The organism is Mesorhizobium silamurunense (assembly GCF_014843825.1).
GTDB classification, from domain to species: domain Bacteria; phylum Pseudomonadota; class Alphaproteobacteria; order Rhizobiales; family Rhizobiaceae; genus Mesorhizobium; species Mesorhizobium silamurunense.
The window spans coordinates 1-10411 of record NZ_JHQR01000400.1; the positions used below are offsets into that span (position 1 = coordinate 1).

10 protein-coding genes are annotated in these 10411 nt (G+C 63.4%); 4 read left to right on the forward strand and 6 right to left on the reverse strand.

Going from position 1 to position 10411, the window contains the following annotated elements:
• Positions 1-333 precede the first annotated feature (333 nt).
• The 6 genes from ahcY to DH10_RS34845 all read right to left on the reverse strand — a co-directional run bounded on the left by ahcY (position 334) and on the right by DH10_RS34845 (position 5969).
• Positions 334-1734, reverse strand: coding sequence for an adenosylhomocysteinase (gene ahcY, locus DH10_RS34820; RefSeq protein ID WP_192252783.1), 1401 nt, complete (start codon positions 1732-1734; stop codon positions 334-336).
• A gap of 272 nt (positions 1735-2006) precedes the next feature.
• On the reverse strand, positions 2007-2303 hold the full coding sequence (locus DH10_RS34825) for an HPr family phosphocarrier protein (protein WP_192252780.1): 297 nt from the start codon (positions 2301-2303) through the stop codon (positions 2007-2009).
• The gene (locus DH10_RS34830; protein WP_192252777.1) at positions 2300-2701 is read right to left on the reverse strand and encodes a PTS sugar transporter subunit IIA; all 402 of its coding nucleotides are present in this window, start codon (positions 2699-2701) and stop codon (positions 2300-2302) included. The genes DH10_RS34825 and DH10_RS34830 overlap by 4 nt, the downstream gene beginning before the upstream one ends.
• Before the next feature lie 164 nt (positions 2702-2865).
• A complete protein-coding gene (locus DH10_RS34835) occupies positions 2866-3327 on the reverse strand; it encodes an HPr kinase/phosphorylase (protein ID WP_192252774.1) in 462 nt (153 codons plus the stop codon).
• A gap of 34 nt (positions 3328-3361) precedes the next feature.
• Positions 3362-5146 carry a sensor histidine kinase gene (locus tag DH10_RS34840; protein WP_192252771.1) on the reverse strand — a complete coding sequence of 595 codons (1785 nt, stop codon included), beginning with the start codon at positions 5144-5146 and terminating at the stop codon, positions 3362-3364.
• A 121-nt stretch (positions 5147-5267) separates the two neighbouring features.
• Positions 5268-5969, reverse strand: coding sequence for a response regulator transcription factor (locus DH10_RS34845; protein ID WP_006201274.1), 702 nt, complete (start codon positions 5967-5969; stop codon positions 5268-5270).
• A 342-nt stretch (positions 5970-6311) separates the two neighbouring features.
• Between DH10_RS34845 and DH10_RS34850 the strand changes: the two genes are divergently transcribed.
• The 4 genes from DH10_RS34850 (at position 6312) to DH10_RS34865 (ending at position 10332) form a co-directional block, all read left to right on the forward strand.
• A complete protein-coding gene (locus tag DH10_RS34850) occupies positions 6312-7922 on the forward strand; it encodes a phosphoenolpyruvate carboxykinase (RefSeq protein ID WP_192252768.1) in 1611 nt (536 codons plus the stop codon).
• A gap of 81 nt (positions 7923-8003) precedes the next feature.
• On the forward strand, positions 8004-8441 hold the full coding sequence (arfB, locus tag DH10_RS34855) for an alternative ribosome rescue aminoacyl-tRNA hydrolase ArfB (RefSeq protein ID WP_192252765.1): 438 nt from the start codon (positions 8004-8006) through the stop codon (positions 8439-8441).
• Positions 8442-8528: 87 nt separating this feature from the next.
• Entirely contained in the window at positions 8529-9149 is a 621-nt protein-coding gene (locus DH10_RS34860; RefSeq protein ID WP_192252762.1) for an alpha-ketoglutarate-dependent dioxygenase AlkB family protein, read from the forward strand.
• A 58-nt stretch (positions 9150-9207) separates the two neighbouring features.
• On the forward strand, positions 9208-10332 hold the full coding sequence (locus tag DH10_RS34865) for a phosphatase PAP2 family protein (protein ID WP_192385882.1): 1125 nt from the start codon (positions 9208-9210) through the stop codon (positions 10330-10332).
• Positions 10333-10411 lie beyond the last annotated feature (79 nt).

The following is a 10411-nucleotide window of genomic DNA, read 5'->3' on the forward strand; positions in this document are numbered from 1 at the left end:
AGCGCGGCAGCGGCAAGGAGCGTCCCGAGGCGGGCGCAGGCGCGCCATGGCAGACCGCCGCCCGTCGCGGCGGAGCCGGCCGAGATCGAATCCTCGTGGCCGCCGGAAACGGCCTTTCCCGCGCGTGGCGGGTTATCCCCCGGCATGTCTTGGTCCTCTTCGCCGCTTGAATGCAAGACCGCCCTGAATGCGTCCCGGCCCTTACATCCCCGGACCGCGAATCACAACAATAGCGCCTGCTGGAATCGGCGTGAAGAATCACCGGCGCAAAAAATAAGCTGGGCGGAAAGTCAACGCCCGGCTTTCAATATGTTGTAGAAATCTTCGCTTTGGTTAATAGCGGTAGTGTTCCGGCTTGTACGGACCCTGCGGCGTCACGCCGATATAGGCGGCCTGTTCGCCGGACAGCTCGGTGAGCTTGGCGCCGAGCTTGTCGAGATGCAGCCGCGCCACCTTCTCGTCGAGGTGCTTGGGCAGCACATAGACCTGGTTCTGGTACTGGCCGTGCTTGGTGAAAAGCTCGATCTGCGCCAGCACCTGGTTGGTGAACGAGGCCGACATGACGAAGCTCGGATGACCGGTGGCGTTGCCGAGGTTGAGCAGGCGGCCTTCGGACAGAAGGATCATCCGCTTGCCGTCCGGGAAGGTGATGAGGTCGACCTGCGGCTTGACGTTGGTCCATTTCAGGTTGCGCAAAGCCGCCACCTGGATCTCGTTGTCGAAGTGGCCGATGTTGCCGACGATCACCATGTCCTTCATCGCCCGCATATGGTCGAGCGTGACGACGTCCTTGTTGCCGGTGGTCGTGATGACGATGTCGGCGGTTGGGGCTGCGTCTTCCAGCGTGACCACTTCGAAGCCGTCCATCGCCGCCTGCAGCGCGCAGATCGGGTCGACCTCGGTCACCTTGACGCGGGCGCCGGCGCCGCGCAGCGAGGCCGACGAGCCCTTGCCGACGTCGCCGTAGCCGCAGACCACCGCGACCTTGCCGGCCATCATGGTGTCGGTGCCGCGGCGGATGCCGTCGACCAGCGATTCCTTGCAGCCGTATTTGTTGTCGAACTTCGACTTGGTGACGGAGTCGTTGACGTTGATCGCCGGGAAGGGCAGCAGGCCCTTCTTCTGCAGCTGGTAGAGCCGGTTGACGCCGGTCGTCGTCTCCTCGGTGACGCCGCGGATCGCTTCCTTCTGTTTGCTGAAGAAGCCCGGCGAGGCCTTCATGCGCTTCTTGATCTGCGCGAACAGGATCTCTTCCTCTTCACTGCCGGGATTGGACAGCACGTCCTCGCCCGCCTCGGCGCGGGCGCCGAGCAGAATATACATGGTAGCGTCGCCGCCGTCGTCGAGGATCATGTTGGAGGTGCCGCCATCGGCCCACTGGAAGATCCGGTCGGTGTAGTCCCAATAATCCTCCAGCGACTCGCCCTTGATGGCGAACACCGGAATGCCGGCTTCGGCGATCGCCGCAGCGGCATGATCCTGCGTCGAGAAGATGTTGCAGGAGGCCCAGCGGATATCGGCGCCCAGCGCCTTCAGGGTCTCGATCAACACCGCCGTCTGGATCGTCATATGCAGCGAGCCGGTGATGCGCGCGCCCTTGAGCGGCTTCTTGTCGCCGAATTCCTCGCGGCAGGCCATCAGGCCCGGCATTTCGGTTTCGGCGATTTCGATCTCCTTGCGGCCCCAGCCGGCAAGCGAGATGTCGGCGACCACATAGTCCTTGCTACCCGTCATGGCAGTGCTCCGGTGTGATTGTCTTCAAAAGCGCGCCGGCGCCGGGACGGCGCATGGAGGGCGCGAATTGCCGGCCTGACTAGCAGATCGGTCGCCAAACGACAATGGGATATAAAGAAATCTTTATTCGTGCATGTCTTCGAGGCAATGCGCGTTAGAGCAATTCCAGGAAAAGTGTGTAACGGTTTTCCGTCCGGAATTGCGTCAAAACCAAAGAGATAGAGCGGTCGGCGTTTCCGTGAAACGGTGAACGCTCCAGAGATCGCGGCGCTTCAGATTTCCTCGCCGAAGCGCGAGGCGACCAGCTGCTCCAGCGCGTCCATGGCCGGGCCGGCTTGCGGGCCGGTCGCGGTGACGCGGATCGAATAGCCGGGGCTTGCCGCCAGCATCATCAGGCCCATGATCGAGGTGCCGCCGACCTTCACGCCGTCCTTCTCGACATGGATGGTGGCGTCGAAGCCGCTGGCGACCTGGACGAACTTGGCCGAAGCGCGGGCATGCAGGCCGCGCTGGTTGACGATCGGGAACTCTCGCACCACCTCGTCCCTTTCCGGCGCATGGGCGTTCATTTGCTGCTCAGAAGCTGGCTGGCGACGTTGATGTATTTGCGTCCTGCGGCCTGCGCCTCGTCGAGCGCGGCGGCCATGTTGTCGCCCTTGCGCACCGAGGAGAGCTTGATCAGCATCGGCAGGTTCATGCCGGCGATGACCTCGGTGCGGCCCGAGTCCATCACCGAGATGGCGAGGTTGGAAGGCGTGCCGCCGAACATGTCGGTAAGCACGATGACGCCGGCCCCGGTGTCGACGCGCGCCACCGCGTCGACGATGTCGGCCCGGCGCTTCTCCATGTCGTCGTCGGCGCCGATCGCGACCGTTTCGAAATTGTCCTGTGGCCCCACCACATGTTCTACGGCATGCCGGAACTCGGTGGCGAGTTGACCGTGCGTCACGAGCACGAGTCCGATCATTCTTTGGTGGCTCCCGTCATCGCCGCTTCACAGGCGTATTTTATGTTCGCCAGCCATTCCAGGCGGCGGGAGCGCTATCTTGTCGACGCACGGCCGGTTGACAAGCCCAAAATTGCGACGGCCCGGGCCATTTTGACGCATTGCAGCAAAAAACCCGGACCGGATCATGAAAAAGGCGGTATCGACAGCCGCGCCATCACGGCCGGCAGGGCCGTGGCGGCATTGCGCTCGGCAAGATCGATGCGCGGCACCGGGCAGCCCGCGACCGGCTCGCGGATCTCTTCCTGAAAACGGGCCATCTCCGGTTTCGGAACCAGCCGGACATGGAGATCGATCACGCCGCCCGGCTCGAACGGCAGCGGGCGCGGCATGAAGCCCGGCACTTCGGCGAGACCGGCGATGGTGGCCGGCGCGCGGCAGACCAGCCGCCCGCCATGCGCGGCGGCAAGCAGCCTGTCGTCGCCGATCAGCCGCGAAAACAGGCCCCGGATCCGGCAATGGTCGATGAGCGTCAGCGCCAGCGTCGTCTTGCCGGCGCCGGACGGTCCGGTGATGAGGACGCCGCGCTCGCCGACGAGGATCGCCGTACCATGGATGTTTTCAGGCTTCACCGCAGGATCGGACATGACTGTGTCTTGGTATCGTGTCTGGGACCGGACATCAGCCTTCGGCCGGCAGCGTCACCACGAAACGCGCGCCCTTGATCTCGCCGGGCTTGGTGCCGGGGATGTTTTCCGCCGTCAGCGTGCCGCCATGCGCTTCGACGATCTGGCGGCTGATCGACAGGCCAAGGCCGGAATTCTGGCCAAAGGCCTCGCCAGCGGGCCGGTCCGTGTAGAAGCGCTCGAAAATGCGGTCGATCTTTTCGGCCCTGATGCCCGGACCGTTGTCGTCGACGGTGACGATGTTGAACTTGCCGGCGCGCGCCAGCGAGATGGTGATGTGGCCGTGCTCCTCGGGAACGAAGGAACGCGCGTTCTCGATCAGGTTGGTGATGACCTGGCCGATCCTGAGATCATGACCGACGACGACATAGCCTTTGACGCCTTGCGGCAGCTTGGCGACCTTGAGCTCGATCTCGACCGTCTTCTTGTTGCGCGTCGTCTCGCGCGAGACCGCGACGAGATCGGTGATGAACTTCTTCAGGTCGACCGTTGAGGCATCCTCGCGCGCCAATTCGGCGTCGAGGCGCGACGCATCGGAAATGTCGGTGATCAGCCGGTCGAGCCGCTTCACGTCATGCTGGATGATCTCCATCAGACGCGCGCGTGAGATGTCGTTCTTGGCCAGCGGCAGTGTTTCGACCGCGCTGCGCAGCGAGGTCAGCGGGTTCTTGAGCTCGTGCGAGACGTCGGCGGCAAAGCTTTCGATCGCCTCGATGCGCGCATAGAGCGCGTTTGTCATGTCGCGCACCGCGATCGACAGGTTGCCGATCTCGTCCTGGCGGTCGGAGAAGTCCGGGATCTCCTCGCGGTTCTTGACGCCGCGCCGCACCCGCACGGCTGCGGCGGAAAGCCGCCGCAGCGGATTGGCGATGGTGGAGGCCAGCAGCAGCGAGAGGATCGCGGTGACGAGCGCCGCGATGCCGAACACGCGCAGGATCGCCTTGCGCTCGGCCGCGACGATCTTGTCGATGTCGCCGCCCTCGGTGGACAGCATCAAGACGCCGAGCACGGCGCGGAAGCGCTGGATCGGCACCGCGACCGAGACGATCTGCTCGCCCTGCTCGCTCACCCGAACGATGGTCGAGGGGCCGCCGGTCAGCGCCTTGACCACTTCGGGGAAGGCCGCGCCGTTGCCGCCGGGCTGCTCGTGATAGACGGGCAGGTCCTTGTTGCGGAAGAAGTCGAAGACGAATTTCTCGACGCGCTCCAAAAGGTCCGGCTGCTCGTCGTCGACAGGCGGCAGGTCGTAGCGCAGGATCTGGCCGCGCGAATAGAGATGCCGCGAATCGAGCAGAAGGTTCGCGTCGCGATCATAGATGCGCGCGCGTGTGCGGGTCGGCGAGATCAGCCTTCTCAGCACCGGCGCCACGCGTTCGGGATTGATCGGGAAGTCGAGGTTGTCGAGCTGGTCGGAACCCGGCCCCAGGCTTTCGCCGGCCTGCAGCTCGAGCAGCTTTTCCGGATCGATGCTGATCGAGTCGGTCTCGACCGTCGCCGAGGCCGCGATGGCGCCGGCAATGATTTCGCCTTGCGTCATCAGGCTTTCGACCCGGGCGTCGATCAGCCCGTCGCGGAAGGTGTTGAGGTAGAGAATGCCGGTGACCAGCACGGCAAGGCCGGCCAGGTTGAGGAACAGGATGCGCCGCGTCAGGCTGGAGAAGATGTGGTGGCCGAGAAACCGGCGCATCGGCACGGTGATCTTCGACAGGAATGCGGGCACGATCCGCGACGGGCGCTTCGCCGCGCCCGCCCGCCTGCCTCGCTCTATCTCAACTGCCATCGACTAGCAGTCCCTAGTGAATGGTGAATGGTAAATGGCGAATGGAAAATGAGCGCTTGAGATGGAGCCCATGTCATGAAGTGGCCCGCTCGCACCATTTTACCATTCACCATTCACAATCTCATGCTTCGCGGAACCGGTACCCGACTCCGTAAAGGGTCTCGATCATCTCGAAGTCGTCGTCGACGGCCTTGAACTTCTTGCGCAGCCGCTTGATGTGGCTGTCGATGGTGCGGTCGTCGACATAGACCTGCTCATCATAGGCCGAATCCATCAGCGCATCACGGCTTTTTACCACGCCGGGGCGCTGCGCCAGCGAATGCAGGATCAGAAACTCGGTCACCGTCAGCGTCACCGGCTCGCCCTTCCAGGTGCAGGTGTGCCGCTCCTGGTCCATCACCAACTGGCCGCGCTCGAGCGAGCGCGCCTGCTGGCTGGGCGCCTTGGCGGCCGCCTCGCGGGCGCTGGTGCGGCGCAGCACCGCGCGTACCCGCTCGACAAGCAAGCGCTGCGAGAACGGTTTGCGGATGAAGTCGTCGGCGCCCATCTTGAGGCCGAACAATTCGTCGATCTCGTCGTCCTTCGAAGTCAGGAAGATCACCGGCAGATCGGATTTCTGCCGCATCCGGCGCAACAGCTCCATGCCGTCCATGCGCGGCATCTTGATGTCGAGGATGGCGAGGTTCGGCGGCCGCGCCGCCAGGCCTTCCAGCGCCGACGCGCCGTCGGTGTAGGTTTCGACGCGGTAGCCCTCGGATTCGAGCGCGATCGACACCGAAGTCAAAATATTGCGGTCGTCGTCGACAAGCGCGATTGTTGCCATTTCAAGCGGCTCCCTCATGAGCTGTCCCTTCTGTCGTCGAGAAAGGGCTTTTGCAGGACAAATTGGGTACAAAATGTGGCACGGGCCCTGTCCGAAGTCACGGGCGGCCTGCCGCTACACACGATCGCACCCGTAACGGGATTGGACGAACGAAGCCTGCCAATCCTTTGGGCAACCTCTGTGATTTTTTGCACATATAAACGATTTAAACAACTTTCAAATTTTTTAAATCGATTAATGATTTGATATCATTCGCCTTTTCTGGTTCTGAACCTATCTAGCCCCTTGCGCGTTCCGGCAATTCACCGGTCAGACGCGGCCAAAATCCAGAGAGGAAACTTGATGTCGGAAGCCGGCAAACGCAACCCCGACTGCGCCATTGACGCGATCGGCCTGAAGACCACGGGCACGGTGCGATATAATTTCGGCGCCGCCGAGCTCTATGAGGAAGCGATCCGCCGCGGCGAGGCGAAATTGACGGCGCAGGGCGCGCTGGTTGCCGAGACCGGCCAGCACACCGGCCGCTCACCGAAGGACAAGTTCGTCGTGCGCGACGACAGCACCGGGCCGCACGTCTGGTGGGACAACAACAAGGCGATCTCGCCGGCGCAGTTCGAGGCGCTCCATGCCGATTTCCGCGCCCATGCTGCGGCTAAGGATCTCTACGTGCAGGACCTCGTCGGCGGCGCCGACACCGAGTTCCGGCTGCCGGTTCGGGTCGTCACCGAATTCGCCTGGCATTCGCTGTTCATCCGCAATCTTCTGATCCGCCCGGAAGCTTCGGAACTCGACCGCTTCCTGCCGCAGATGACGATCATCGACCTGCCGTCCTTCCGCGCCGATCCCGCCCGTCACGGCACCCGCGCCGAGACGGTGATCGCGGTCGATCTGACCCGCAAGATCGTGCTGATCGGCGGCACGTCGTATGCCGGCGAGATGAAGAAGTCGGTGTTCACCATGCTGAACTACCTGCTGCCTGAGAAGTGCGTGATGCCGATGCATTGCTCGGCCAATGAGGGGCCCGGCGGCGACGCGGCCGTCTTCTTCGGCCTGTCCGGAACCGGCAAGACGACGCTGTCGGCCGACCCGTCGCGCACGCTGATCGGCGACGACGAGCACGGCTGGGGTCCGCGCGGCATCTTCAACTTCGAGGGCGGCTGCTACGCCAAGACCATCAGGCTCTCGGCCGAGGCGGAACCAGAGATCTTCGCCACCACGCAGCGCTTCGGCACGGTGCTGGAGAATGTGGTTCTGGACGCTGGCCGCGTGCCGGATTTCGACGACGGCAGCCTCACCGAAAACACCCGCTGCGCCTATCCGCTGGATTACATTCCCAATGCCTCGAGGACCGGCCGCGCCGGCCATCCGAAGAACATCATCATGCTGACGGCCGATGCCTTCGGCGTCATGCCGCCGATCGCCAGACTGACGCCGGCGCAGGCGATGTATCACTTCCTCTCCGGCTACACCGCCAAGGTCGCCGGGACGGAAAAGGGCGTCACCGAGCCCGAAGCGACGTTCTCGACCTGCTTCGGTGCCCCGTTCATGCCGCGCCATCCGTCCGAATACGGCAATCTGCTGCGCGAGCTGATCGCCGGCCACGGCGTCGATTGCTGGCTGGTCAATACTGGCTGGACCGGCGGCGCCTACGGCACCGGCCGCCGCATGCCGATCAAGGTGACGCGCGCCCTGCTGGGTGCTGCGCTCGATGGCTCGCTCAACGCCGCCGAATTCCGCACCGACGCCAATTTCGGCTTCGAGGTGCCGGTAGCGGTTCCGGGCGTCGACGGCGCAATCCTCGATCCGCGCTCGACCTGGGCCGACAAGCCGGCCTACGACCGTCAGGCCGCGAAGCTGGTCGGCATGTTCGCGGTCAACTTCGAGAAGTTCGAGAAGCATGTCGACGCGACCATCATGGGCGCTGCGCCCCGTCTGCAGGAGGCGGCCGAATAGCCGCTCCTTGCATCCTTTCCTTCGGGGCCCGACTTCTGCCGGGCCTTTTCTTTTTCCCGCCGCCGCGCCATGACTGCGCGCATGAGTGCCGACGACAGGATCATCATCGCCAGCGACGCGGTCATCCATCCGGGCGACCTGCACGAGGATTTCATCCGCTCTTCCGGTCCGGGGGGCCAGAACGTCAACAAGGTGGCGACCGCGGTGCAGTTGCGCTTCGACGCCGCGAATGCGTCGGGCCTGTCGGAGCGGGTGCGGGAGCGAGCCATCAGGCTTGCCGGCCAGCGTGCCACCAAGGATGGCGTCATCGTCATCGAAGCCGGGCGTTTCCGCACCCAGGAGCAGAATCGCGCCGACGCGCGGGCACGGCTGACGACACTGGTCGCCAAGGCGGCCGAGCCGCCGCCGCCGCCGCGCAAGAAGACGAAGCCTTCGAAGGGCGCCGTCGAGCGTCGCCTCAAGACCAAGGCCGGGCGCGCGACGGTGAAGAAGCTGCGCGGACGGGTGGAGAACGACTGAGGCCCGAGTTCCGATCGGCGGCCGCTTTCGGGTCGCGAAGCCGCTCCATCGGTGGCATGCTCGGACGAATTGATCGGATCGAATCCCATGCTCGTTCTGCCCAAGGGCGTTCGCCACATGCCGGGCTATCTGCCGCGCGCGGCGCAGGAAGCGCTGGTCGAGGAGATCAGGCGCGTCGTGCAGGCCGCGCCGCTTTACGTGCCGGCCATGCCGCGCACCGGCAAGGAGATGAGCGTGCGCATGACCAATTGCGGCACGCTCGGCTGGGTGACGGACCGCGAGCGCGGCTATCGCTACCAGCCGACGCATCCGGTGACGGGTGAGCCATGGCCGCCGATCCCCGAAGCCTTGCTAAACGTATGGCGCGAGGTGTCGGCCTATCCGCATCCGCCGGAGGCCTGCCTCGTCAATTTCTATTCGGCGGACGCCAAGATGGGCCTGCACCAGGACCGCGACGAGCAGGATTTCGCCGCGCCCGTCGTTTCGGTGTCGCTGGGCGACGACTGCCTGTTCCGGGTCGGCCAGACCACGCGCGAAGGCGGCACGAAGTCGTTCAGGCTGAAGAGCGGCGATGTCGTCGTGCTCGGCGGCGAGGGGCGTCTCTGTTTCCACGGCGTCGACCGCATCTACCCCGCGACCTCGGCGCTGCTGAAGAATGGCGGCCGTATCAATCTGACGCTGCGGCGGGTGACGGCGCCCGCAAGCTAACCAAATCTATAACTTTCTCTCATAAAGACAGTCAGCTATTGCAGCCTGGGGTAAGGCAATGACGGAAAGCTATTCGGTCCTCCGCTGCCTGTGGGCGATCGTCAGGGAGGCAGCCCAACTCGTTCGCAGGGATTCGGGCCTCTATCTGGCCATCGTCATCTATGTTTTGGCTGGGCTGATCTTTCTGAACGCGATAGGCGCCGCCGACCGCCTCGCGTTCTCGATATATTTCGGGTCCTGGATTTCTCTCAACGGCTTCGTATTGCCCACAATAGCCATTCTTGCCGACACAATTTTCATTATACATCGTTTCAATTCCCGGCGGCGCGTGGTTGCGAAACGAGTGTTTTCCACCGAGCGTTTGGCATACTCGCTATCGGGATTGTGCCTTCTCATGGCGCTCATGATCTTTCAAGGCAACTTCACGTCCATGAAAAACGGGATGTCGGTCTGGCAAGGCGGTTTTCGATTCGATGTCGTGCAGGCCAACATCGATGCTTTCCTCCATTTTGGCACCGATCCATGGCGCTGGCTCTACTCCGTGGCCGAAAGCGATCGGGTGCGAGACATAGTAGAGTGGAACTACAACGTCTTCTGGTTTCTACTGAATTTCGGCGCCTTGTTCTTCGTCGCGACATCGCCAATGGTGGCATCGGTCCGAACGCGCTATCTCGCCTGCTTTATGGCAGTCTGGATTCTCGTCGGCAACATCCTGGCGGCGCTGTTCCTGTCGGCAGGTCCGGCATTTTACGGCGCGGTCACGGGGGACACGGCGCGGTTTGGCGAACAGCTTGCATTCCTCGCCCGCGGGGCTGCGTCAAGCAACTCCGCTGCCGCTTATCAGCAATATCTATGGTCGCTGTATGAGGCCAAGCGGACTGGTTTTGCCACAGGTATCTCGGCGTTCCCCAGTGTTCACGTCGGCCTTGCGATGCTCAACGCATTGTTCGTGCGCGAATACAGCCGCCCGCTCGGCGCCTTCGCTTTGCTCTACGTGGCCGTTGTTGCGGTCAGTTCGGTCTATCTGGCGTGGCACTATGCAATTGACGGCTATGTCGCCGCCATCGTCGTGTTTGCGATTTACGTCGTGGCTCGCAAACTGATCCCTGCGGACCGTCGGCCAGTGCCGAGCATGCCGACCCGAACCGTCGATCGTCCTGCGGCGGCCGCTCCGGTTTTCTGAGGCTCGCCTCGAAGCTGCCTCCGTTTTGGGGCGACCTGTATAAAAACAATGAGTTAATGGATGTCGCCCGTAACCGGGG

Bases quoted from the DNA above. Each gene is read 5' to 3' on its own strand.
- arfB (WP_192252765.1), top strand. From the start codon at position 8,004: ATGAGTGCCGACGACAGGATCATCATCGCCAGCGACGCGGTCATCCAT.
- DH10_RS34825 (WP_192252780.1), bottom strand. From the start codon at position 2,303: ATGAACGCCCATGCGCCGGAAAGGGACGAGGTGGTGCGAGAGTTCCCG.
- DH10_RS34850 (WP_192252768.1), top strand. From the start codon at position 6,312: ATGTCGGAAGCCGGCAAACGCAACCCCGACTGCGCCATTGACGCGATC.
- DH10_RS34835 (WP_192252774.1), bottom strand. From the start codon at position 3,327: ATGTCCGATCCTGCGGTGAAGCCTGAAAACATCCATGGTACGGCGATC.
- DH10_RS34830 (WP_192252777.1), bottom strand. From the start codon at position 2,701: ATGATCGGACTCGTGCTCGTGACGCACGGTCAACTCGCCACCGAGTTC.
- DH10_RS34845 (WP_006201274.1), bottom strand. From the start codon at position 5,969: ATGGCAACAATCGCGCTTGTCGACGACGACCGCAATATTTTGACTTCG.
- DH10_RS34865 (WP_192385882.1), top strand. From the start codon at position 9,208: ATGACGGAAAGCTATTCGGTCCTCCGCTGCCTGTGGGCGATCGTCAGG.
- ahcY (WP_192252783.1), bottom strand. From the start codon at position 1,734: ATGACGGGTAGCAAGGACTATGTGGTCGCCGACATCTCGCTTGCCGGC.
- DH10_RS34840 (WP_192252771.1), bottom strand. From the start codon at position 5,146: ATGGCAGTTGAGATAGAGCGAGGCAGGCGGGCGGGCGCGGCGAAGCGC.
- DH10_RS34860 (WP_192252762.1), top strand. From the start codon at position 8,529: ATGCTCGTTCTGCCCAAGGGCGTTCGCCACATGCCGGGCTATCTGCCG.